Below are 23,578 nucleotides of genomic sequence, written 5' to 3'. Positions count from 1 at the left end.
CCTCCCGCACACATTGTATATTTCCGTTCTTTTCTATATACTAGCCGATATGGCAACCACAACAGACGACAAGAAAATCATTTATTCCATGGACCGCGTGTCGCGGGCGTACGGCACAAAAACAGTTCTTAAAGATATAAGCATTTCATATTATTACGGCGCCAAAATCGGCGTCATCGGCGCGAACGGTTCGGGTAAGTCGAGCCTGTTCAAGATTCTTGCGGGAGTCGACACCGATTTTACCGGCGAGACGGCGGTGTCCCCCGGCTATTCGATCGGGTATCTTGAGCAGGAACCGGAACTTGAAAGCGGCAAAACGGTGCGCGAAATCGTCGAAGAGGGCGTCAAAGACGTGATCGATTTGCTTGCCGAATTCGACGCGATAAACGAAGCGTTCGGCGAAAGCGACGCGGATATCGAAAAACTGTGCGAAAAGCAGGCGGCCGTTCAGGAAAAACTCGACGCGATGGACGCCTGGAATCTGGATTCACGGCTCGAACTGGCGATGGACGCGCTGCGCTGTCCGCCGGCGGATCAGAAAACGGACGTACTTTCCGGAGGCGAGCGCCGACGCGTTGCGTTGTGCCGGCTTTTGCTGCGGAAACCCGACATTCTGCTGCTCGACGAACCGACGAACCATTTGGACGCGGAAACGGTCGCCTGGCTTGAACGGCATTTACAGCAATACGAGGGAACGGTTATCGCCATTACGCACGACCGCTACTTTTTGGACAACGTCGCCGGCTGGATACTGGAACTCGACCGCGGCGAAGGCTTTCCGTTCAAGGGAAATTACTCAAGCTGGCTTGAGCAGAAAGAAAAACGGCTGGCTCAGGAAGAAAAAGGCGAAAGTGAACGGCGAAAAGCGCTGGAACGCGAGCTTGAATGGATACACATGAGCGCGAAAGGCCGCCAAGCCAAGCATAAAGAACACATTACCAAATACGAACAGCTGCTCGCGCAGGACGGAAAAGCACAGGTTAAGGATACCAAAATATCCATTCCCGCAGGCCCGCGCCTCGGCGGTGTCGTAATAGAAGCGCGCGACCTGACCAAAGGATTCGGAGATCGGCTGCTGTTTGAAAACCTCAATTTTACCGTTCCCGCAGGAGCGGTCGTCGGCATCGTCGGTCCCAACGGCGCGGGTAAAACGACGCTGTTCAAATTGATTGCGGACGCCGCGGGGCAAACGGTTGAACGGCTCGACGGAACCGCCGGCGGCGAAAAACCCGACGCGGGTTCCATCCGCGTGGGTGAAACGGTCAAGCTCGTGTACGTCGATCAGATGCGCAGTCTGCTTGATCCGAATAAAACCGTCTGGGAGCAGCTTTCAGACGGACTCGACATTATCAAGCTCGGCGCGGTAGACGAAAAAGGCCGTCCCGTCAACGGCGCGATTCGCGAAGTAAATTCGCGCGCGTATTGTTCCTGGTTCAATTTTGCCGGCGCCGACCAGCAGAAAAAAGTCGGCGTCCTTTCCGGCGGCGAACGCAACCGGCTCAACTTGGCAATGATGCTCAAGCAGGGCGCGAACGTGCTGCTTTTGGACGAACCGACGAACGACCTCGACGTTACCACAATCCGCGCACTTGAAGAAGCCATAGAAGACTTTGCCGGCTGCGCGCTCATCGTCAGCCACGACCGGTGGTTCCTTGACCGAACCTGCACGCATATTCTGGCGTTTGAAAACAACAGCGAAGTCATGTGGTTCGAGGGCAACTGGAGCGATTACGCCGAATGGCGGCGCAAACAGTTCGGCGCCGACGCAGACCGGCCTCACAAAACCGTATACCGCAAAATGGAGCGGTAAGCGGCGGGTTTTACCGGCCGCCCGTTACCGTTAGTGCAGACCGCCCGCCCGTTGCCGCAGGCCGACCGCCCGTTACCGTTACCGCAGGCCGACCGCCCGTTGCCGTTAGTGCAGACCGACCGCCCGTTGCCGCAGGCAGGCCGCCGTTAGCATATGCCGGTGGATTCAGTTTCGGGCGTTATGCAAAACCCGGCTCCCGCCGGCTTTTGCATCCGCGCTTTTCGGGGTTCCGCGTCTTCGCGCTCCATAGCGCTTGCGCGCTACGCCTGCGGCGCCCCTGCAATCGCTAACGCACTTACGGCTCAGCACACGTCCGCAAACTGTGCCGTATACAAATCCCGATACAAGCCGCCCGACGCCATCAGCGTTTCGTGCGTTCCCGACTGCGCAATGCCTTCGTCGGTAACGACGATGATAGCGTCCGCGTTGCGGATAGTCGAAAGCCGGTGCGCAATCACGAGCGTCGTGCGGCCTTTGGCCAATTCGTCGAACGCCCGCTGAATTTTGACTTCGGTAGCCGAATCGAGCGCCGAAGTCGCTTCGTCCAAAATCAGAATCGGCGGATTTTTAAGGAAAATGCGCGCTATCGAAATCCGCTGCTTTTGTCCGCCCGAAAGTTTGATGCCGCGTTCGCCGACGACGGTGTCGTATCCGTTGGGCATTTTCAGAATATCTTCGTGTATTTCGGCACGACGGGCGGCCTCCGCAACCTCGGCGTCCGAAGCGCCCACTTTTCCGTACGCGATATTGTCGCGGATAGTGCCTGCGAACAGGAACACGTCCTGCTGCACCAGCCCTATCTGCCGCCGAAGCGATTCAATCGTAACGTCGCGGATATCGACGCCGTCGATACGGATCGAACCGCCGCTTATTTCGTAAAAACGCGGCAGCAGGTGGCAAAGCGTCGTTTTGCCGCCGCCCGACGGCCCGACGAGCGCGATTTTCTGAGCGGCTTTTACGTTAAAATTGACGGCGCTCAGCACCGCCACGTTGTTGTTGTAGGAAAAGGACACGTTTTCATAGTCGATGTCGCCGCGTACCGGTGCAAGCGGCTTCGCGCCCGGCTTTTCGGGCGTTTCGGTGTGCGTGTCCATAAGTTCAACGAATCGGGTAAAGCCCGCCATTCCGGTCGTAAACTGTTCCACGAAATTCGTCAGCCGCCGGATGGGCTGCAAAAACGCGGCTACGAACAGATTCGCGGCTATCAGATCCGCCAAATTCATGCGTCCTTTCATAATCAGAAAACCGCCGAACGCCAGTACGACGACGTTCAGAATGTGCGTGGCGAAATCGACTTTACAATGAAATCCCGCCATCGCGCGATAAAACGTCCGCTTTGCACACAGAAAAGCGCCGTTGCTGCGCGCGAACCGTTCGTTTTCATACGGTTCGTTCGTAAACACTTTGGTAACGCGCGCGCCGGAAATGCTGGACTCGATCGACGCGTTGATTTCGGCCGTTTTTTCTTTTACCGCGCGGGACGACGCGTTGAGTTTGCCTCTGGTGCGCGCCGTGTAAAAAATCAGCACCGGCAGTACGGTAAAAATAACCAGCGCGAGTTCCCACCGGATCGTCAGCATGATGCAGAACGAACCGATCAGGGTCGCCGCGGAGATAAACACGTCTTCCGGCCCGTGATGCGCAAGCTCGGTTACTTCAAACAGATCGTACGTTACGCGCGACATCAGATGTCCGGTCCGGTGATTGTCGAAAAACGAAAACGACTGCTTTTCGATATGGGCGAACACGTCGCGCCGCATGTCGGTTTCAACGTACGTACCGAACAGATGCCCGAAATACGCAACGAAATACGACGCGGCCGTCTGCACCGCATATAAACCGGCCATGACCGCGATCAGTGTGAAAAAAAACGCGTACAGCCGATCCGGCAGCAATTGATTAACGGTAAATCGCGTCAATACGGGAAACACAAGATCTACCCCCGCAATGAACGCCGCGCACACCATATCGGCGGCGAAAAGTTTCCAATGCGGCCGATAATACGAAAAAAAGCGTTTTACATTGCGTACCGACGAAGTTTTCATGCCGCCTATTGTATCCGAAAGCGCCGCCGCCTGCAAGCAAAGCGTTTACGCGTATTTATGCGCATTTATGCGCGAATCAGCACCTTTTCGATTTCACACACGTACATCGTGTGAAAATCCTTCTCCGCGTACATTGCCGGAGAAATAGCCGCGTCGATAAAGCACCGCCCGTCCAGATCCTGTTTATACATTTTTCGGCACAGCAGCACCGTCTGCGCTTCGTCAAAAAACGGCACGCCGTCTTCGGTGCGGAGCGTCAATCCGGCATTTTCGATTTTGGGTTCGTCGCGGCCGGAAACTTTTCCCAAATAATTGAGCTGCTTGCGGAAAGCCCCGCCCGGCACGGAAAGCGACAGGCGCGCGTTTGAATCGACAAATTCTTTCGTATAGCGCTGCGGCCGGATAAATACGTACGCAACCGGTTTATTCCACAGAATGCCGACGCCGCCCCAGGAAGCGGTCATCGTGTTCGCCTTGCCGTCTTTTTCCGCAGTGATCAGCAGCCAATCCTTGCCGATCATCGTAAACGGATTCACCGTCATTTCATACGGGGAAATTGATTTGAATGTGTTCATACGTAAATTCTGGGTGAAACGACCGCAAATGTCAAGCCGTAATTTCCGTACGCTACGGACCGTTGCCGCAGCGCGTGAAGCACCTGATTACAACCGCGAATTCGCGTATTCTTCAGCCGCTTGTAACAAACGGCGTATTGCACTACTTTTATAGCAGGAGTTATCATGAAAACGAAAAGTCTGCAAGCTGCGCTGTACCGCGCAGTCATTTGCCTTGCGGCCGGGTTTATATTGGCCGGCTGCGTTTCCGGTACGAAACCGGAACTTTCACAGCCGCTGGAACAGGATGCCGCCGTTTTGAGCGGTACGCTTGAAAACGGAATGAGTTATTACGTTAAACGCAACGCCAAACCGGAAAACAGGATCATGCTGCGTCTGGCGGTCAACGCCGGATCGAATATGGAAGAAGACGATCAAAAAGGCGTCGCCCATTTGGTTGAACACATGGCGTTCAACGGCTCGGAACATTTTGCCGAAAACGAGCTGATCAATTATTTTGAATCGATCGGAATGGCGTTCGGCCCGGAAGTAAACGCATATACTTCGTTCGACGAAACGGTGTACATGATCGAAGTTCCCGCCGACAATCCGGAAATGCTTGCGCAGGGCATGACCGTTCTGCGCGACTGGGCCTGCGGCCTGCTGTTCGACCCGGTCGAATTAGATAAGGAACGCGGCGTCGTTACCGAAGAATGGCGGCTGCGGCGCGGTTTGAGCGGACGGCTTTCCGACAAACAGATTCCGTTTCTGCTCAAGGATTCCCGCTACGCCGAACGCCTTCCCATCGGCGACATGGAAGTTATCAAAAACGTATCGCGCGAGCGGGTCGTCGATTTTTACGAAAAATGGTACCGGCCCGAACTGATGTCGGTCGTTTTGGTAGGCGATATCGATCCTGCGGTCATGGAACAGGCAATCGTTTCGGCAATGGCATCCGTTCCCGCCTCACAAAAGAAAGTGCAGCGCCCCGAATACGACGTAAAAGCCCAAAAAGAGGAAGCGGTACTCGTTATCCGCGACCCGGAACAGCCGTACACGCTTATCCAGATACTGGAACAGATGCCGGCTCTCAAAATCGAAACGGAAGCGCAGTTTCGCCAAAATCTCGTATATCAGACGGCGTTTGCCATATTTAACGCACGTCTTGCCGAACTGACATATTCGGACAATCCGCTCTGGTTCGACGCCGCTGCGTTCTCAACGGAAATGACGCGCAGCTCGGCGTTCAACGCACTCGCACTCGTTCCCAAAGAAGGATTGTTCACGCAAGCACTGACGGCGCTGCTCGACGAGCTCGACCGGATCACGCAGTTCGGTATAACCGAAAGCGAACTCGACCGCGTAAAACGCGAAAGTCTTTCCGCCGCGGAACAGGATTGGCTGAACCGGAACAACGTCGAATCGGCGAACGTCGCGGCTGCGCTGGTCAATCATGCGCTGACCGGTCAGCCGGTCGTTTCGGCAGACACCGATTACGAACTGATGAAGCGGTTCATACCGTCGATCACCGCGGCGGAAGTCGACGGCGCCATCCGCGACGGATTTACGAACCGCGGCACGCTGTTTATTGCAGCCGTTCCCGACGCGGCGCAGGACGTTCCTTCCGATGAGGAAATATTGAACATCTGGCTCACCCATAAAAGCGAAGAACCGCTGACACCCTACGGTGAAAACGATATCGACCGGCCGCTGACTTCACTCCCCGCCGCCGTGGGCAGCGTTATCGCAACGGAAACGGTTCCCGGAACGAATATCGTACGCCGTACGCTTTCAAACGGCGCGCACGTACTCACGCTGAAAACCGATTTCAAAACGAACGAAGTGCTTTTTTCGGCAGTGAGCCGAGGCGGCGCTTCCGTCGCGGCGGAGGCGGACGTACCGTCCGCGCTGCTTGCAACCGACTATCTTGCGATGTCCGGCCTGAACGGATTTTCCGCGACGGATCTTCAGAAAAAGCTCGCCGGCAAACAGGTTTCCGTGTCTCCGTACATCGGCAGTTACACCGAAGGTTTGTCCGGCAGCGCGGCGGCAACCGATCTCGAGACGCTCATGCAGCTCGTGCGCTCGTATTTTACAGAACCGTATTTTACGGACACCGGATGGAACAATCTGACCACCACGGCGAACCTGATTGCTTCAAGCCGTTCCGCGCAGCCGCAAACCGTTTTTCAGGATAAGATTACGGAAATACTGTACGGCGGCAGCCTGCGAAAATCCGCACTGACGCCGGAATTTGCGGCGAGGCTCAACCGGGAAACCGCCGAACGCATATACCGCGAACGGTTTGCCGACGCCGCCGACTTTACGTTCATATTCGTCGGCGATTTTAACGAGGACGAGCTGGTTTCACTTGCCGAAACGTATATCGCGACGCTGCCGGCTGCTCCCGTACGCGCCGGCGAAAACCGGACGCCGGAACAGGCCGTCTTTACGGAACCGGAATTCCCTGCGGGAAAACCGGCGGCGACAGTCAGAAAAGGACTTGAAAAACAAAGCAGCGTGTTTATCGCGTTCGGCGGCAGACTTCCCGCCGCCGATGCGGAAACGAGCCGCATCGAAACGGAACTGTTTGAAATGCTGCGCTCGCTGCTTGACATCCGTCTGCGGGAATCGATCCGCGAAGACAAGAGCGGCACCTACGGCGTCAGCGTAAACGGTTCGTTTTATACGTATCCGGAGCGCGCGTATGAAATGCAGATTTCGTTCGGATGCGAACCGGGACGGGAGCAGGAACTGGCAGACGACGTCATTGCCGAAATCGCCCGGCTTCAAACGCAGCTTACCGACGAATCGTACATGACCAAGCTGAAAGAAACGTACCGCAGAACCAAAGAAACGGCGCTCAAAACGAACGGCTACTGGATATCGTCCGTTACCCAAGCGGTCATCGAGGGAACGAACCCGGTCGCCGTTTCCGACACGGAAACCATTCCGACTCTCGTAACGCCGCAGACGATGCGCGATCTTGCGAACACGTATCTGCATACGGACAATTACGTAACCGTATTCCTTGAACCGGAAATCTGACGGCTTTAAACAAAAGAAGAGCGGATGAAACGGACGTTTCACCCGCTCTTTCACACCGCAGCGGGCGCAGAAAACGCGCCCGCTGTTTTTATAACACTTTTACAGGGATCCACCTTTAAAAGTTAGCACATGGGATTCCGACGGTGTGGTGAGATTGGTTATCGTTATAGTTTTGTCGGCGTTCACAGTAATCGACCATGAAAAATTGGTGTTATCTTTTTCATACGTAAATGAGGAAATCTCGCTGTTAAATATTACACTATATTCAGTATTACCGGGAATGGAGAACAAGCCCGTTTGTCTGCCGTAGCATTCTAAAGCATAAGATGCTTCGTTTTGGTATATTCCATACTGTTCATACCATTTTTTCGAGTTGTCATAGTCTGTTTCCGTATGAAAATCGGCAACCGATCCCTGTTCGTCACATTCGATTTTATAAGTAAATACCGCATCTTTAAACTTCATTTTTTCGGCTTTCCGTACTATAGAACCTATCTGCGATTTGATTTCTTGCCAGTTTGTCATCGTAATCTCAGATTGATGTTCAAACAGAGAAAGCCTCAGCGCTAAATATTTCTCTACAGTCGATTTCAGCTTGTCAGTCGGCAAAGCGTCAAATTCTTTCACATTCGCACAAGGAAATGGTACGGAAAAGTAACTCGACGATCCACAATGAGAAATTATATATGATTTTACCTTCTCATCCGAAAGATCCGTTCGACCGGCAATTTCCATTTCTGCACGAAAAAGGGCAACGACGTCGGCGTGAGTTACGGGATTTTTACCGGTGAGCGTTATAGCCCTATCCACAAAAGCCGTTATACCCTCAGTTTGTTTGCGAATAAAATCAGATCTTGTGATCCATTCACCGGTAGCAGCGAAATAATCGTAGCTATAGTGAGCTGTTTGGGTTACGGTCAATTTTTTATTCGCCGCGTCGATGGTATACGCATACTTGGCACCGCCAAACTGATTAAGAAAATCATGACCATACTGAATCTGTACCAGTTCGTTCCCATTAAAACTGAATTTTGTATTGGCAATTTGAAATTCGGTGATTGGGCTGACAATAATATCAAAGGTTTTCATTAACGGCGTACCATCCGATTTGCTCAACGTTGCCGTCAGCCGTACCGGAATATCCGTCAAATCACGCGTGATTTTACCGTCCGGCGTACACCAGCTTTCCTTTCCCGATTCCACTGCCCAAGAAACGGCAACATCGTTGCCACCGGAACCGGGCAACGTCAGATTCTTCTTCACCGACGCGGCGGAATCGCCGTCCGCATACGTAATCGCGAGTGAATCCATTGCAGCAGCAATACAATCATCCGCAGAGGGATTGTCATTGGCCGCGTAAACCTTAATCGAGAATTCTTTTGAAGTTTCGGCTTTCGCATCGTTTGCCTTCGGCTTGATTGTCGCCGTAACGGTAACGGCGACCGTTTCCTGAGGAATCGAAACGGAAGCCGTTTCTGCGTTCGGAGCGCCGATGATACCGGTATCACTGCTTGTCCATGAAATTTCAACATCATCATAACCGTCCAAAGATTGCGGCAGCGTGATGTTATTTTCTGAATTCAGTATCAACAGTTTTATCGAAAGCTTTTCCTTTACTGCATCAACTTTTTCCTGATTTTCACCGTATAGCGTAAGCGGGAAAACTTTCGTATCGCGTGAGGAACCTTTCGTTAAGGTTGCCGTCATCGTTACCGCTTCACTGACGTCGCCAGGACGCTTTACCTCACCGGAATCCGTAACGAAAGCAGACGACGACGTCCACGCAATTGCGACGCCGTTCGCACCGAAAACGGGCAGCGTCAAATTCTTCGTTACCGCCGCGGCGGAATCGCCGGCCGCGTACGTAATCGCAAGCGCGTCTTTCGCTGCAGAAACAGCCTCCGCATCGGTATTAACCGGAGCAGATTCCGTACCGGAGCAGGAGGTAAAAAGAAATACGGTACAAATCGCAAGAAAAGCACCGTAAAACATCCTAAAAATAGGTCGTTTCATCTTGAATCTCCTAAAACGTGTTTATAATAATTATTATAATAAAAAAAAATAAAATATCAACTTTCACCATTAAATCCAAAACGCAACGGTTTAAACAAAAAAAGAGCGGATGAAACGTTTCATCCGCTCTTTCTCCCGCAGCAGGCGCAGAAGACGCGCCCGCCGTTTTATAGTATGTTCGTTACACCATTTTAGCCTTGCTGCGGAAACACGCCAGACCTTCGCCCGGATACTCTTTACGCAGCCGGTGTATTATTTTGCGGACTTCGGCGTATTGGGTTTTCGTGCAGAAAACGATATAAATGCAGTTGAGCTGCGGCCAAATGGCGTCCCCCATTTTGGGCACGGAAAACCCTTGTCCCATCGCCTGCGGAATTTTGGTAAACATTTTACCCGTATCCGCCTTCGTAAAGGCTGCAATAAAATCATCTTCCATCGATTGACTCATGATGATTTCAAGGCGAACCAGTTTTCCGTCTTCATCCTTGCCCGGTCCCCGGGCGTCTTTTCCGGCATAAGAAACGGCGTCGGATTCAGGTATATCGATTATATCTTTATTCGTCATCAAAATCCTCCATACTGACGGTTCCGTACGCCGACGGACCCGATACCGGTTTACGAGTGCCGGAAGCGGATAAAACCGCCGCGTTGTTCCCGTTTGCACCGGCCTGTTTTCCGTCGCCGCCGGCGGCCTTCGCCGACTTGCGCTCCGCACGGAGCTGTTTTTTCAGCAATTTTTTGGCCTGCCGTTTTTCGCGGAAACGGTTGAAAACGTAATACAGCGTCGGCATCAGAAACAGCGTCATCAGCGTGCCGAACGTCAAACCGCCCAAAACGGTCTGTCCGATCGGCTGCGTCATTTCCGAACCTTCACCGGGAAAGAACGCCATCGGAACCAATCCCAGAACGGTCGTCAGCGTCGTCATCAGGATCGGCCGCAGACGGTTCTGCGCCGCTTTGATACACGCGTCTTCCAGCGCGTAACCGCGCTTACGCAGCAGATTCGTATAGTCGACCAAAACGATACCGTTGTTTACGATAATACCCACCAGCACGAGCGCGCCGACGGCCGTAATCATGTTCAGCGGTGAACCCGTCATCAGATATATGGCAACGATACCGATAACCGAAAGCGGAATCGTAAACAGAACGATAAACGGATCAAGGAACGACTCGAATTGGCTCGCCATAACCGCAAAAACGAGGATGACCGCCATCAGGATAATGACCGCGAACTGCGTCAAACCTTCCTGCAGATTTTCAAAACTTCCGCCGTATGAAACGCGCACGTCGTCGCCCAATACGACGTTTTCACGGATGGCTTTTTCCACCACCGTCTGTACCTGCGTGGTGGCCTGCCGCCAATTCTGTTTTTTGGCGGTAACGTGGATCGTACGCATCTGGTTTTCGCGGATGATCGTTACCGGCGATTCGGATTCTTCATACGAAGCGAAGCTCGAAAGCGGAATGCGCTGTCCCTGAGAATTGGTTACGAATATCTGTTCCAGATCGAGCAGCCGCGTGCGATCGTCTTCGGCAAGCTGAACCGTAATGTCGATTTCATTGCCTCCGTCGCGATAGCGGCTGGCCGTCGTTCCGTTGACGTTCGCCTTGATTTCGTTACTCACGCTGTAAATGTTCAGCCCCAAATCCTGCAGTTTGTTGCGGTCGATTACGATTTCGACCTCGGGCAAACCGTCTTCAAGATTGCTGCTGACTTCCGTTAAATACTCGCCGGTATGCTCGCCCAGCGCCGCAACGATATCGTCGGCGGCTTTGCGCAGCTGTTCCATACTGTTGCTCTTGATCACGACGTCTATATCGCTGCCGCCCATGCTGAAACCGCTTGAACCGAACGACAGCACGGCGCCGGGAAACTGATCGAAATATTTTCTGATTTTCACTTTCGCCGTTTCGTCGCTGTCCCAGCCTTCCTCTCGTTCGGCCAACGGATACAAAGTGATATACAGTGAAGCCGTGTTCGTATTTGAGCCGCCCAGTCCCATCATCGAACCGCCGCCGACGGATACCGTCGTAGACTTGACACCTTTTACGTCCTGCCGAACGAGCGCCTCAAGATGTCTGACAACCGAGTCGGTCGTTTCAAGCCGGGTTCCTTTCGGCATTTCAAGACTGACTGAAACGCTGTCCGCGCCCTGCTCCGGCATGTAAATGAAACCGATAACCGGAATCATAACCAAACTGGCAACGAGCAGCGCGACTATGATACCGATCGTAATGACTTTATGGTGCAGCACGCCGCGTACGGCGCGCGCGTACAGTTTGTCGACCCGTTCAAAAAAGCGGGTCATTGCGCAGTCTACCGCACCAACGAAACCGGTACGTTTACGCCCGGCGATGTTTTCGAGTTTCAGATACTTGGATGAAAGTACCGGAACCAACACGACGGCGACGGCAAGACTGCACACGAGTGAAAAGACGACCGTAAACGTCAGTCCTTTAAATATCTGACCGACCATTCCCAGTTCGTTACTGTACATGACGAGCGGCAGAAATACGCAGATCGTGGTCAGCGTACTGGCCGTAATGGCCATGATCATTTCCTGGGAGCCGAGCACCGCCGCAACGGACGGCTTTGCACCCTTTGCCCGATAACTGTAAATGTTTTCCAGAATAACGATCGAGTTATCCACAAGCATACCGACACCGAGCGACAAACCGGCGAGCGTCATCATGTTCAGCGAAAATCCGGTAAACTTCATCAAACCGAGCGTAATGATCAGCGACACCGGTATCGTAATACCGATGATGATCGTACTTTTGATACTCCGCAGAAAAATAAACAATACGATAATGGCGAGCAGTGCGCCCGACAATGCGGAACTGACGATATTCTTGATTGAAGTTTCAATGATATCCGTCGTATTCATTTCTTCCGACAACTTGACGTCGGCCGGCAGCAATTTTTCTATAGAAGTAATCTGTTTACGAACGCTGTTCGCCGTCTGAACGGAATTTTTGCCGCTCTGTTTCTGAATGCTGACGATAACGCACGGCGTGCCGTTCATATACGCAAGACTGGAAACGTCTTTATACCCTTCGTACACGTCGGCAATATCGCGCAGCAGAATCTTGCGTACCTGCGGCGTACCGCCGGAAACCGGTGAAGATTTATAGGCGATTACCGTGTTGCGGATGTCGTCCAGCGACGTATATTCGCCCGACGTCGTGATCGAATACGTTTTGTCTCCCTCGGAAATACTTCCGCCGGAACCCTGTACGTTCTGAGCGCCGATCATCTGGGCAATCTGCGTGATTGTGAGCGAATACGCTTCGAGCCGGTCGCGCGGAATGTCAACGACGATCGCCTTTTCACGGCCGCCGCTTATGGAAGCGGACGCCACGCCGTCGATCTGTTCAAGCCGCGGCTGAATTATATCCTCGGCGTACAGGCGCAGCTCTTCGGGAGTGCGGTTACCGGAAACGACGTACTGCATGATCGGCATCATCGACGGGTCCATTTTCAGGATCAGCGGCGTGCCCGTATCGTCGGGTAGATAACCTTTGACCAAATCCAGTTTATCGCGAATTTCATTCGTTGCGGCGTCGAGGTTGGTTCCGTAATTCAATTCGAGCAGAACCAAGCTGGAACCGGTGGACGACAGCGACTGCATGTTTTTCAATCCGGTAACGCTGGAAATCGAGCTTTCTATCGGTCGGGAAACGGAACGCTCGACTTCTTCGGGTCCGGCGTTCGTGTACGAAGTGGAAATCGCAATATACGGCAGCTCCATATCGGGCAGCAAGTCCAACGGCAATTTCGTCGTCGAATATATGCCCAATGCCGTTAAAATAACGAACAGGATAAGCACCGTCGTCGGTTTTGAAACCGCTCTTTTCGACAAAGACATTTATTTACCTCCCGTACGGGATACAACGTTAACTTGGCTGCCGTCGTCGAGCAAAGTTTGTCCCGACATGACGACTTCGTCTCCGGCCGTCAGACCGGACGTAATTTCGATTTTATCGTCGACCGTGATACCGGACGTTACCGTCCGCGCGGTAACCGTTTTCGATTCGGGATCGACGACGAACACGTATTCCTTTTCGGAACGCGTCAAAATCGCCGTTCGGGGAACCGCGACGACGCCGCTTTTCGTGTCGGTAATCAGTTTAACGCGCGTATACATGCCGATCTTTATCCGGTTGTCCGGCGGATCAAGGCGGAGCGTTACGTTCATCGATCTGGTGTACGTGTCGAGCACCGGGCTTACTTCCGTCACTTTTGCCGAAAAGGTTTCGCCCGGATACGCGTCGAACGTCAAAACGGCTTTCTGACCGGTTTTGATGCGGGAAACAAAGCGTTCGGCCACGCTGATGGAAATCTCCAGATCGTTGGTACTGCTTATTTTACCGATAGACAAGGACGGCGCAACCATCGTACCGGCCGAAAGCGGGAACGACGTAACCGTACCGGAAACCGGCGCGCGGACGGGACTCGTTTCGTACGTCATGCCGGGCCGCGATGGATCCACTTCCGCAAGCAGCTGGTTCTTTTTAACGTAATCGCCCGTCTTGACCCGAATACCGGTCAGCTTGCCCGACGTGTCGGGGAGGACGTCTACGCTGGAAGAAGCCGCAACGTCGCCGCCGAATTCCAAATACGCGTCGAGGTTTTCCGCAGAAGTCACGTACGTGTTTACCGCGTATACCGTTTTTTCTTCATCGGCAGCGGCGGCGGATTTTGCCGCTGTATCTTCTTTTTTACCGCAGCCCGAAACCAAAAGGAGCACGGCGCAAACAGCCGCTGCAAAAATCGTTTTTCTTACCGTCAATTTCATAACATCCTCTATTTACTTTACAAATTTCGTATTAAGACTGTATTCAAGATCCAGCAATCCTGAAAGATAATTGTATTTTTCATTCGCAAGGCCGAGCTTCGCCTGATTCAGCTGATTTTCAGCGTCGCGAACGTCGAGCAATTCTTTGGTACCGTTGCGATATGCGGCGAGCGTCATATCGTACGATTTCTGCGCGAGCGCGATGTTTCCGGCGCTCGCCTCGATCGCAGCGTGGGACTGCGCCAGCGTATCCACCTGCGTACGTATATCCAGTTCCGCTTTTTGGAGCAGCGTTTCAAGCGACAACTCCAGTTTCGAGATATTCGCTTTGGTATCTTTCGCCTGCTGACGGTTGGCGGAAAACGGCAGCAGATTCGTCAGATTCCAGGCGAGCGTTGCCGAAAACGCGCCGCGATCCGTATACGTGTTTATCCAATTGGAATCGATATCGGATACCATCGGCTGCCAGCCCCAGGACAAGGACAAGGCGGGAGTAAACGCCTGAAGATTTTGAACGGAAAGATTCAATCTGAGTATTTCAAGATTTTTCTGTAAAGATACGATGTCCGGATTATTCCAGGCATATTGGTCGATCAGCGTTTCCGCGTCGAGCGTAATAAACACCGGATCGATTTTTCCGTCGAGCGTTATTTTCGTCCCCGCCGGAAGTCCCAGCATAAACGCAAACAAATCAAGTTGCTGATTTACCGCCTGCTCCATTTTGAGTACGGCCGGCTTCTGATTTTCATACGCTACCTGAGTCTGCAACAGTGCCAACTCGGGAATCAAGCCGTTGCGGTAATTCACCTTCGCCTGATCCACCCGCTTCTGCGCGTTGAGCAGCGACTGCTGCTGTATTTTAAAACTTTCCTGCTGCAACAGCAACCCGTAAAACAGTTTGCGAATCTGCAGTTCGTTCTGGCGCAGCGTCTGATCCCAGGAAACGAGACCGGCTTCGTAGTTTTGCCTGATGATGCGGATGCCGTCGACAAGCGCGAAAGAAAAATTCCACGAAATACCCACGTTTCCCACGGCCGTCCAATGGTCGGCCTCGGTCACCGCCGAAGGCTGATACGGAAATCCGGGAATTGCAGATAAAATCGCTCCCATCGTATCGGAATATTCGTTACTGCGGCTCGCCGTCGCACTGACTGAAACCGACGGCAGAAACTGATTCCACACCATATCGGACGCACGTTTCTTTACTTCCAAATCGATGGCAGAACTTTTAAGCGTCTTACTGTTCCCGTTCGCGTATTTTACGGCTTCGTCGATCGTCAGAACGAGCGGCTGCCCGTCCGTCTGGGCAAAACCGGAAGCAAGCGGCAAGACAGCCAGCAGCAAACGGCACGCGCATTGCAGAAAACGTTTTCCGCACCATTTATTCATAACACAACTCCTCTATACACCACACGCAGCGTTTTATATATACAACTAATTTTACAATATTATATTAAATATAATATTACTTTTTGATATACTATATTCATTATTAGAACACCTGTCAACATGAATTCCGTTACTTTTTTGCTACTTTTCCGCAACATTTCGCACTCCTCGCTGCAGTACGCCGTACATGAGCCGAGCCGAATCGATCAGCGCCGCGTCCGGCATGTGCCGGTGCAGTCCACCGACCACTTGCGATACGGAAACGGTAACCAGCCATTCAAGAAGCGAAAGGACGCCCACCGGTAATCCGACGGCGGGAAACTGATCCGAATGAAGCGCGATCAATTCGCGGAATACGCCGGTTTCGTTGATATGGTTAAAGAGCGCGGACGGGAATTCTTCGTTCCGCAGGCAAAGCCAGGTCGCAACGGATAAAATTTCCGGGCGCAGCAATATGTATTCGATACTTATTCTCAGAATGCAGTATACCCGCTCGGAAAAAGACAGCTCCTTTAATCGGGAAAATTTCTTTTCCACTACTTCAATTATATATACGGTTTCTTCTTCGATTAAATTACGAATCATTTCGCCTTTGTTTTTGAAGTATCCGTACAAAGAACTTTTGGCCATCCCCAATTCCGCGGCGATCAGTTCCACCGTCACGTTCGGAAATCCGTTTGTCCGAACCACCTGCGCGAACGCCATAAAAAACCGATCGAGCGGCCGCAGTGCCTCTCCGCCGGAAAAACGGCACAATCCGTCCAGCCGGCCGAGCGTTTCCGCGGACAGCGGCTGCAATACGTTCCAGCCGTTCTTTAAAAACGAAAACAAAATATCGGCAAACTCAGACGGAGGAGGCAGCCGCGTATCGGCTGTCTCACTGAAATGCCAATATTTCATCAAACAGAAAAAAGTGGTCGTGTACACGTAACTGATTTCGGTGATCGATTGTACGTTATCCGTTTCATGCGTCGGAATGGGAACGCCCCGTTTTTTGAGACCGTCGACGAGTATCGCCGAAAAATCGATCGACGAGGCGAGCATCCGCACGAAAAAACACATATATTCCGGCTTTACGCAGGAAAGCGAAACCAGTTCTTTCCAGGTCCGGTACAGGCACGCTTCCGAAAGCAGCGTATCGGCGGAAGCGCACGGTCCGGAGTCTTTGAGAAAGCACGCGGCGACATCGTCTATAAAACGCTCTTTCAGCGCGCCCAGCAGCTCTTCCTTATTGGCGAAATGTCTGAAAATGGCCGTTTTGCTGATTCCGACGCGGGCGGCGATCTGCGACAAGGAAATATTTGAATATGCCTGAGAAGACATCAGCAGGAACGTTTCCCGTATGATGCGCTCTTTTGTTGATATTTTAGTATGTACCGCGTCGCCGTCCATAATACCGCTCCCGAACGACAAATACTGCGGCGTAAATTCATAAAACACCCGAATCGTCATCCGTTTCATATAAAATGCAATGTTACCGACTGTTCGGTAACATTTAAAATATACGGAATCGACGGCACACTGTCAAGTAAAAAAACGGACAAAAAAAACAGCTGCATCGGGAATTACACAGAAAGCAACTTTTACCGGATAATACGGATAATTACAAACCGCGCCCGAATTCGCAGCGCGTAACAGCTCCGAAGGAGACACCGGTACCTATACAATAACATTGACCGCAAGAACCGCGCAATAAAGCGCCGCCGGCTTGTCTGCAGAAGTTTCTCTTTCCGCACGGGAAATGGCGCTTTCCGGCACTTTTTCAATCCCGCTCAAATATAACAGTATGATCAAAATGATTCCGGCGGCAAGTTTCAGAAATGATTTCCATCCTTCACGGCCGGCAAAGTTCCGTCTTTCGGATTTCATACGAACCTCCTGCAGCGGACGAAAAGCGCCAGCCTCGTCCGTACGCACACAGCGTACGGCACTCGTATGAAAAACCGATAAAATATCCGTAAAAAATCGGTAAATAACCGCTGAGTTTTCCGGCATATAACCGCCCCACACGGCATTCACCTGTCTCGCCTGCGTCTCCGTCCTGAAAGCAAGCGGCGCATTAAACGCTCATCCCTGAAAAAGTGTTCCCATACTGACATTTCTATGCTGTTTGCGATATGCAGCAATATCGTTCACACCCTGCGGAACAGCGTCATTGCGCCGTTCATCACCGACGCGAACAGCACGAAAATCGAAATATAGTCCGCCAAAAACAATGCAAATCCGCGCTGCACATCAAAAAAGAAAAACTCCTGCGTCAAAAACAGATACTTCCACAAACCCAGCCGCACGAACGCATACAAACCGTAGAGCGACACCGCGCCGATCGTGCAATGCACGAGGAGCCGAATCCATCGCGCCGTTCTGCGCAGTTTTATGCCGCTGAACACCGCACCGGCGTGCAGCGCAAAATGGAGCGCAATCAGAATGTAGTACCAGTGGCTTGCAGCAAGATGAGCCTTTCGCGCAAAACCCATTCCGCGCTCGATTCCAATAAAAGCGAACACTCGGTTAGAAAGCATAATGCCGCTTACGGCAAGCAGCGCGCACGAAACAAGGAGCGCGGCGTTTATGACAATCATCATAACGCGCACGGCAGTGTATTTGCCTTTAATAAGCGACTTGTAAAAACCGCGATTCAGAATATTGTGCGCCACCCATAGGAGAATCAGCACCGTTCCCAAAACTTCGTGAACGACATCGCTCGGAAACAAAAACAGTCCGCCCGCCAAAAGGACGGAAAGAAGCGTCATCACCGCATCAAGTGCGCGGCGGATTATTTTTTTACCGTTCATATTTTGCTCCAGATAATTTTTTTAAGGGCGCTCGCCGCAACCAGCGGTTGCTTCGTCGGGCTTTCCGCAATTCGGGCTTTTAGCAATTCCGGCTTTCCGGAATTCCGACTTTCTGCAATTCCGGCTTTCGCCTCCATTCCTCCGCTCCCCTATTTGTTCCGCGCGACACGGAATCCCCGGCTTGCAGACGATTCTTCCGGCAGTTCGCTTGAACGGAACGCACAGCGCAAATGCTTTCCGAAATCGTTCCAGCCGCCGCCGCGGCACACTCTGGTAGAGCCGTCTTCTGCCCCGGACGGATTTTTCACCGAAGTCTTCGGATATGCGCCGTAAAAGTCAAAGCACCACTCGCTCACGTTTCCGTGAATATCGTACAGACCGTTTGCATTCGGCTTAAAACTTCCGACAGCGACTGTTTTCTGCCGGTAATAGCCGGGGCGGGTTTCAAGAACGCTGTCGTTAAAATAGTTCTGCTCGATATTATACGGATAGTGCGCATAGAAATTCGCATCCACATCGCCGGGCGCTTTTTCGGAACTGAACGGCGTTGAAGTTCCGGCACGCGCGGCATATTCCCATTCAGATTCCGTCGGAAGCCGGTAGCCGTCCGCACTTCTGTTCCAGACGACAGTTTCTCCGTCAATCGTATACGCCGCAGAGAGCCCTTCCCGTCTGCTCAGCTCATTGCAGAACGCAACCGCATCATACCAGGAAACGCTTTCCACCGGAAGATTTTCACCTTTCGCGCCTTTAAAATACGACGGATTTTTCTTCATCACCGATTCATATTCAGCCTGCGTCACTTCATATTTTGAAATGTAAAAATCATCCAGTGTTACCGTATGCTGAACCTCGTCTTTTTCGCGCCACGCTTCCGACGCAGGACTTCCCATCACAAAAGAGCCGCCTTTAATCAAAACCATATTGTCTTTTGTCATATAATTCTTTTCGCCGCCTGCACCGTTTCCGGAGCCTGAATCTTGCGAAAACAGCGCTGCTCCCGCGAACAAAAAAAGTGCAGATAAAAACGCAATTTTTTTCATATATACCGAACCTTTTCTGCCTGAAAATCTGAAAGCAAAAGTCTAAAACCCGTTTTTAGAAAGCCATTTATTCAAGTCTGAATCAAGCGACGCTCCGCCTGAATAATAAATTGAAAGCGGATTTTTCACGCTGGCGCCGGGAACAAGTTTTGTGATTGCCGAAACGCTTTGGCCGAGACGACCGCCGCCGTTCGAGCAGAACGGAATGACCGTCTTTCCGTCAAAATCATAGCTTTCCAAAAAAGTCGCAATCGGCATGGGAATCGACGCCCACCAGTTCGGGTAGCCCAGAACGATTGTGTCATACTTTGCGAAATCGGCGACTTTGTTTTTGATTGCCGGACGCGCCTGATTCCGCTGGTCGCGCTGAGCTTCGTCCAGAACGGTATTGTAATCAGTCGAATACGGTTTTACCAGTTCAATTTCAAACATATCGCAGCCGAGCTTCTGCTGAATTTTCCGCGCGATTCCCTGTGTTGTTCCGCCCCAACTGTAGAACACGATAAGCGTTTTTTTGGAATCACTTTTCTTCTGATTTTTCGTGGAACTTTGAGCAGCCGCCGGTTCAGCCGTGCCAAACAGCATGGCAGCAGCAAAAAGTGTCGCAATAATACAGCTCCTTTTTTTCATAATTAATCCTCACATAAAAACCCTGCGTTAGCGCAGTGTACGGAAGCGCCGTATCACACCTCCGTAAAAACAGACATTCTGCACGAAGCGGCGTGAACTACAGCGCGCCTACAATTTTGTGCGGAACGTATAATTCTTCTATATAGTTGATATCATCTTGAGTTAAAGCAACGTCGAACGCAGCGGCGGCTCCGTCAAAATGCTCAGGCTTCGTGGCTCCGATAAGCGCGGACGTAACGCCTTTAGCAAACAGCCAGGCAAGCGCAACGGAAGTCATACTCGTACCGTATTTTTCCGCAACGTCCCGCACGCGCTCGGCAATCAGTTTGTCCTGCGCCTCGGTGGAATCGTATTTTCCGGCGGCAGTCGTATCTGTGCGGCTGCGGGCGGAATCGGTTTTCCATTCGGTGCGGCTCAGCCGCCCCGCAGCGAGCGGGCTGTACGGAGTGAGCGCCACGTTCAGCTGCCGGCACAAAGGAATCATCTCGCGCTCGTCCTCGCGGTAGATTGCGTTGTAATGATGCTGCATGGACGTAAACGGAGTCCAGCCGTTTTTTTCCGCCGCAACCTGCATCGTATGGAACTGATACGCATACATCGCCGACGCACCGAGCGCGCGCACTTTTCCTGCCTTCACAAGCGAATCAAGCGCTTCCATCGTTTCTTCTACGGGTGTTCCATAGTCGAAACGGTGAATGACGTACAAATCGACATAGTCCGTACCGAGCCGTTTGAGCGAAGCGTCGCACTCTGCGAGAATCGCCTTGCGGCTCAATTTTCCCTCGTTGAAATACACTTTCGTCGCAATTACAACGTCTTTCCGCGCCGCATATTTTCCGATTGCATTACCTAAGAATTCTTCGCTCGTGCCGTGGGAATAGCAGTTCGCCGTGTCAAAGAACGTAATTCCTTTTTCAAGCGCATATTTTACAACCGCGTCAGTCGATTCCTGATTCAGCACCCACTGGTGAAAATCCGGAAACACTTTTCCGAAACTCATGCACCCCACGCACAGCCGGCTTACTTTTATACCGCTGTGTCCTAATTCCGCGTATTCCATCATTTCAGCGCTCCGTCAAAAAACCGCTTCACCTCCGCCGCTGACGCAGACGGACTGAACCGCGTTCCGTTCCGCCAGTCCGCCGTCTTGGAGCCGACTTTCTGCAGATCGCCGGGAGCTCGTCCCAGTCCGCTTCCGCCCGACGTGCATATCGGAACGACTTTCTTGCCGCTCAAATCAACGCTTTCTACAAAGGTGTAGATGATTTTGGGCGCGTTGTACCACCAGACAGGAAACGCGATGATTACCGTGTCGTAACCGGAAACATCAATGCGGTTTTTTATCACCGGGCGCGCCGCAGAATCGTTGCACTCAACGGTGGAGCGGCTCTGCTTGTTCGTCCAGTCCAAATCCGCGGACGAGTACGGAACTGCCGGCTCAATCTCAACTATATCCGCACCGAGCGCGGAAGCGATCGTCTGTGAAAGACGAGCCGTATTTCCGGTGGCGCTGAAATACGCCACCAGTGTTTTTGCATTTACATTCGTCATAATAAGACCTCCAATTAAAAGTGCCATAAAAATCTTTTTCATTTGAAAACCTCCGTCAAATCGCATCTTTTTTCAAGATTTTCATTCATAATCCGGGCGTTCGTCAAAACCTGCGGGTTTGCCGCCGGGCGCGCTCCGGAGTTCGCCGTCTTGCGCATCCCTAACGCATTTTTTCACCGTGCAGAAATTACGGTACCGCCCGCCTCAACGCGGCTCCTGTTTCCGAATCGTAACACGAACGCTTCCGTCTCCGAGAATCGATTGCAGCTCCGACTTTGAAACAGCCTCGATTTTTCCGAGCGGCGTGAAATTCCACGAATTTTTGTCGTAGTAAATGACAAACCGCCGCCCAAGATACAGTATCAAGTCGCCGGCGTCAGTATCCGTCGGTGTATCGTTTTGAGGAAGCGAAAATCCCAAGTCCGCAACTTTTTCAAAACCTCCGTAATCATTCATATTGAGGGTGATGCCGCCGCCTGCAAGCTTTTCGAGCAATGCACGGGCAGATGAACTGTCATACAGAACAGCACTCAGCGTTTTTTCTCCACTAACCGCGGCAATGATGATTTCAATGCGTCCGCAAATCCGCTTTCCCTCAAAAAATTCCTGACCGTCCGCGGCCGCACACAATATCAGCAGAACAGAAACAATCGCCGTACAAAAAAGATTTTTCATTCACACCTCACATAAAACTGCGCGGACGTAATTTTTACCGCCGCTCCCGTATTTTTCTGATGAACTCATCCACCACCGCCTGCTTCGTTACAAGCGTTCCGGCCTTAGCCCGCGTGCCGAACTGAATCTCCTCCGCCGCAAACACGTCCGCTCCCTTGCAGAGCGCGCTCATATCCGCAATAACCGTTCCCGACCAGCCGGCGTGCGTGCTGAACAGCGCGACGTGCGTGCCGGAAAAATCAGTGCCGCTCATAAACGTCAGCACCGGAGAAGCCATTTTATACCACCAGGTAGGCGTTCCTATTACAATCGTGTCGTAGTCGCCGACATTCACGCCCAGTTTCCTAATCTCAGGCTTGTAGTCACGGTTCACGTCGCGCTTTGCCGCGTCCACCACCGCATCATAATCATTTGAATACGGAACGACCGGCACAATCTCCGCAATATCCGCACCCGTTTCCTTCTGAATCTGTTCGGCAATCCTGCGCGTGTTCCCCGTCTCAGAATACGAATAGTACACAACAAGCGTCTTTGCGCTCACACCAGCCATAAGAAGTCCTCCCGATAAAATCACGGCAAAAAATCGCTTCATTCTTCCTCCAATCACAATTCCACCCGCATCATTGCATACACAAAATATAATTCCGATACCCTGATATGTAAAATACTTATTTTTAATTGCACAGTATGCGTTTTAGGAATACTAAATCATTTCTCCGGTCGGAGCAGACCGCAGAAATAACTTGCCGTAGCGCCGCCGTCTGCAAGGAACGTTGAGCCGGTGATAAACGCGCCTTTTTCGCTCATCAGAAGCTCCGCGACATTCGCTATTTTATTCGGTGTTCCTGCACGACCTGCCGGGCAATTTGCAAACATATTCTTGTAGAAATCTCCGCGCGGACCGTTCAGCTCGTCAAGCGCAAGCGCCGTAATGACGATTCCCGGCGCAATGGCATTAATACGCGCGCCGCGCATTCCCCAGCGGACGCTTTCCGCCATCACGCGCTTTTCGCTGCACCGTTTTGCAAGCTGGCAGGCGTGGAGCGTGCTTTGTATCTGTTCCGGCTGAAGAAAATCAAGCGACAAACGTTTTTCCGCCGGAGTGAGCGGGAGCGCCTCGTCCTGCGCCGGTGCAAGGGCCGGCATACGCCAGCCGTTCTGGCTTGAAATCATAATGCCCGTTCCGCCCGGCGCCCGCCAAAAGAAGAACGTCTTTCATTTTT

19 protein-coding genes are annotated in these 23,578 nt (G+C 52.1%); 2 read left to right on the top strand and 17 right to left on the bottom strand.

What is annotated here, in order from left to right; translation table 11 throughout:
• Positions 1 to 49 precede the first annotated feature (49 nt).
• Positions 50 to 1,810: an energy-dependent translational throttle protein EttA gene (gene ettA, locus TREBR_RS01090; RefSeq protein WP_013757393.1), complete on the top strand. Its 1,761-nt coding sequence runs from the start codon at positions 50 to 52 to the stop codon at positions 1,808 to 1,810.
• 302 nt (positions 1,811 to 2,112) lie between these two features.
• Here ettA and TREBR_RS01085 read toward each other — a convergent pair whose 3' ends face one another.
• Both TREBR_RS01085 and TREBR_RS01080 read right to left on the bottom strand, forming a co-directional pair.
• Positions 2,113 to 3,855: an ABC transporter ATP-binding protein gene (locus tag TREBR_RS01085; RefSeq protein WP_013757392.1), complete on the bottom strand. Its 1,743-nt coding sequence runs from the start codon at positions 3,853 to 3,855 to the stop codon at positions 2,113 to 2,115.
• 65 nt (positions 3,856 to 3,920) lie between these two features.
• Positions 3,921 to 4,430: a flavin reductase family protein gene (locus tag TREBR_RS01080; protein ID WP_013757391.1), complete on the bottom strand. Its 510-nt coding sequence runs from the start codon at positions 4,428 to 4,430 to the stop codon at positions 3,921 to 3,923.
• Between the two features lie 165 nt (positions 4,431 to 4,595).
• On the opposite strand from TREBR_RS01080, the gene TREBR_RS01075 reads away from it, so the two are divergent.
• Positions 4,596 to 7,457 (top strand): M16 family metallopeptidase, encoded by a 2,862-nt coding sequence (locus TREBR_RS01075; protein ID WP_013757390.1) that lies wholly within the window; start codon positions 4,596 to 4,598, stop codon positions 7,455 to 7,457.
• Positions 7,458 to 7,556: 99 nt separating this feature from the next.
• Here the strand turns inward: TREBR_RS01075 and TREBR_RS01070 are convergent, their stop codons facing one another.
• The 15 genes from TREBR_RS01070 to TREBR_RS01000 all read right to left on the bottom strand — a co-directional run bounded on the left by TREBR_RS01070 (position 7,557) and on the right by TREBR_RS01000 (position 23,528).
• Positions 7,557 to 9,470: an immunoglobulin-like domain-containing protein gene (locus tag TREBR_RS01070; RefSeq protein ID WP_013757389.1), complete on the bottom strand. Its 1,914-nt coding sequence runs from the start codon at positions 9,468 to 9,470 to the stop codon at positions 7,557 to 7,559.
• Between the two features lie 181 nt (positions 9,471 to 9,651).
• Positions 9,652 to 10,035, bottom strand: coding sequence for a PG0541 family transporter-associated protein (locus TREBR_RS01065; protein ID WP_013757388.1), 384 nt, complete (start codon positions 10,033 to 10,035; stop codon positions 9,652 to 9,654).
• Complete coding sequence (locus TREBR_RS01060) at positions 10,025 to 13,342, bottom strand: efflux RND transporter permease subunit (RefSeq protein WP_013757387.1); 3,318 nt, start codon at positions 13,340 to 13,342, stop codon at positions 10,025 to 10,027. The genes TREBR_RS01065 and TREBR_RS01060 overlap by 11 nt, the downstream gene beginning before the upstream one ends.
• Entirely contained in the window at positions 13,343 to 14,272 is a 930-nt protein-coding gene (locus TREBR_RS01055) for an efflux RND transporter periplasmic adaptor subunit (protein ID WP_013757386.1), read from the bottom strand. It abuts the gene before it with no gap.
• Between the two features lie 12 nt (positions 14,273 to 14,284).
• On the bottom strand, positions 14,285 to 15,661 hold the full coding sequence (locus tag TREBR_RS01050) for a TolC family protein (protein WP_013757385.1): 1,377 nt from the start codon (positions 15,659 to 15,661) through the stop codon (positions 14,285 to 14,287).
• A 141-nt stretch (positions 15,662 to 15,802) separates the two neighbouring features.
• Positions 15,803 to 17,122 carry a TetR/AcrR family transcriptional regulator gene (locus tag TREBR_RS13370; protein ID WP_052296125.1) on the bottom strand — a complete coding sequence of 440 codons (1,320 nt, stop codon included), beginning with the start codon at positions 17,120 to 17,122 and terminating at the stop codon, positions 15,803 to 15,805.
• 198 nt (positions 17,123 to 17,320) lie between these two features.
• Complete coding sequence (locus TREBR_RS14210) at positions 17,321 to 17,530, bottom strand: hypothetical protein (protein ID WP_013757383.1); 210 nt, start codon at positions 17,528 to 17,530, stop codon at positions 17,321 to 17,323.
• Between the two features lie 263 nt (positions 17,531 to 17,793).
• Complete coding sequence (locus TREBR_RS01035; protein WP_013757382.1) at positions 17,794 to 18,456, bottom strand: DUF4405 domain-containing protein; 663 nt, start codon at positions 18,454 to 18,456, stop codon at positions 17,794 to 17,796.
• A gap of 149 nt (positions 18,457 to 18,605) precedes the next feature.
• Positions 18,606 to 19,394 (bottom strand): formylglycine-generating enzyme family protein, encoded by a 789-nt coding sequence (locus tag TREBR_RS01030; protein WP_156786580.1) that lies wholly within the window; start codon positions 19,392 to 19,394, stop codon positions 18,606 to 18,608.
• 147 nt (positions 19,395 to 19,541) lie between these two features.
• Positions 19,542 to 20,129 carry a flavodoxin gene (locus TREBR_RS01025; protein WP_013757379.1) on the bottom strand — a complete coding sequence of 196 codons (588 nt, stop codon included), beginning with the start codon at positions 20,127 to 20,129 and terminating at the stop codon, positions 19,542 to 19,544.
• A gap of 97 nt (positions 20,130 to 20,226) precedes the next feature.
• Positions 20,227 to 21,192 carry an aldo/keto reductase gene (locus TREBR_RS01020; RefSeq protein WP_013757378.1) on the bottom strand — a complete coding sequence of 322 codons (966 nt, stop codon included), beginning with the start codon at positions 21,190 to 21,192 and terminating at the stop codon, positions 20,227 to 20,229.
• Complete coding sequence (locus TREBR_RS01015) at positions 21,189 to 21,680, bottom strand: flavodoxin (protein WP_245523724.1); 492 nt, start codon at positions 21,678 to 21,680, stop codon at positions 21,189 to 21,191. Before TREBR_RS01015 ends, TREBR_RS01020 begins: the two co-directional genes overlap by 4 nt.
• A 204-nt stretch (positions 21,681 to 21,884) precedes the next feature.
• Positions 21,885 to 22,355: a cyclophilin-like fold protein gene (locus TREBR_RS01010; RefSeq protein ID WP_013757376.1), complete on the bottom strand. Its 471-nt coding sequence runs from the start codon at positions 22,353 to 22,355 to the stop codon at positions 21,885 to 21,887.
• A gap of 34 nt (positions 22,356 to 22,389) precedes the next feature.
• On the bottom strand, positions 22,390 to 22,947 hold the full coding sequence (locus TREBR_RS01005) for a flavodoxin (RefSeq protein ID WP_215904828.1): 558 nt from the start codon (positions 22,945 to 22,947) through the stop codon (positions 22,390 to 22,392).
• A 116-nt stretch (positions 22,948 to 23,063) separates the two neighbouring features.
• Entirely contained in the window at positions 23,064 to 23,528 is a 465-nt protein-coding gene (locus tag TREBR_RS01000; protein ID WP_083816412.1) for an SDR family oxidoreductase, read from the bottom strand.
• Positions 23,529 to 23,578 lie beyond the last annotated feature (50 nt).

The organism is Treponema brennaborense DSM 12168, from assembly GCF_000212415.1.
Classification (GTDB): Bacteria; Spirochaetota; Spirochaetia; order Treponematales; family Treponemataceae; genus Treponema_F; species Treponema_F brennaborense.
The sequence above is the reverse complement of the archived record's forward strand: the minus strand, read 5'-3'. Positions and strand labels throughout refer to the sequence as shown.

Excerpts from the sequence above, each read along its gene's own strand:
- ettA (WP_013757393.1), top strand. The coding sequence starts at position 50 with ATGGCAACCACAACAGACGACAAGAAAATCATTTATTCCATGGACCGC.
- TREBR_RS01085 (WP_013757392.1), bottom strand. The coding sequence starts at position 3,855 with ATGAAAACTTCGTCGGTACGCAATGTAAAACGCTTTTTTTCGTATTAT.
- TREBR_RS01080 (WP_013757391.1), bottom strand. The coding sequence starts at position 4,430 with ATGAACACATTCAAATCAATTTCCCCGTATGAAATGACGGTGAATCCG.
- TREBR_RS01075 (WP_013757390.1), top strand. The coding sequence starts at position 4,596 with ATGAAAACGAAAAGTCTGCAAGCTGCGCTGTACCGCGCAGTCATTTGC.
- TREBR_RS01070 (WP_013757389.1), bottom strand. The coding sequence starts at position 9,470 with ATGAAACGACCTATTTTTAGGATGTTTTACGGTGCTTTTCTTGCGATT.
- TREBR_RS01065 (WP_013757388.1), bottom strand. The coding sequence starts at position 10,035 with ATGACGAATAAAGATATAATCGATATACCTGAATCCGACGCCGTTTCT.
- TREBR_RS01060 (WP_013757387.1), bottom strand. The coding sequence starts at position 13,342 with ATGTCTTTGTCGAAAAGAGCGGTTTCAAAACCGACGACGGTGCTTATC.
- TREBR_RS01055 (WP_013757386.1), bottom strand. The coding sequence starts at position 14,272 with ATGAAATTGACGGTAAGAAAAACGATTTTTGCAGCGGCTGTTTGCGCC.
- TREBR_RS01050 (WP_013757385.1), bottom strand. The coding sequence starts at position 15,661 with ATGAATAAATGGTGCGGAAAACGTTTTCTGCAATGCGCGTGCCGTTTG.
- TREBR_RS13370 (WP_052296125.1), bottom strand. The coding sequence starts at position 17,122 with ATGAAACGGATGACGATTCGGGTGTTTTATGAATTTACGCCGCAGTAT.
- TREBR_RS14210 (WP_013757383.1), bottom strand. The coding sequence starts at position 17,530 with ATGAAATCCGAAAGACGGAACTTTGCCGGCCGTGAAGGATGGAAATCA.
- TREBR_RS01035 (WP_013757382.1), bottom strand. The coding sequence starts at position 18,456 with ATGAACGGTAAAAAAATAATCCGCCGCGCACTTGATGCGGTGATGACG.
- TREBR_RS01030 (WP_156786580.1), bottom strand. The coding sequence starts at position 19,394 with ATGACAAAAGACAATATGGTTTTGATTAAAGGCGGCTCTTTTGTGATG.
- TREBR_RS01025 (WP_013757379.1), bottom strand. The coding sequence starts at position 20,129 with ATGAAAAAAAGGAGCTGTATTATTGCGACACTTTTTGCTGCTGCCATG.
- TREBR_RS01020 (WP_013757378.1), bottom strand. The coding sequence starts at position 21,192 with ATGATGGAATACGCGGAATTAGGACACAGCGGTATAAAAGTAAGCCGG.
- TREBR_RS01015 (WP_245523724.1), bottom strand. The coding sequence starts at position 21,680 with ATGACGAATGTAAATGCAAAAACACTGGTGGCGTATTTCAGCGCCACC.
- TREBR_RS01010 (WP_013757376.1), bottom strand. The coding sequence starts at position 22,355 with ATGAAAAATCTTTTTTGTACGGCGATTGTTTCTGTTCTGCTGATATTG.
- TREBR_RS01005 (WP_215904828.1), bottom strand. The coding sequence starts at position 22,947 with ATGAAGCGATTTTTTGCCGTGATTTTATCGGGAGGACTTCTTATGGCT.
- TREBR_RS01000 (WP_083816412.1), bottom strand. The coding sequence starts at position 23,528 with ATGATTTCAAGCCAGAACGGCTGGCGTATGCCGGCCCTTGCACCGGCG.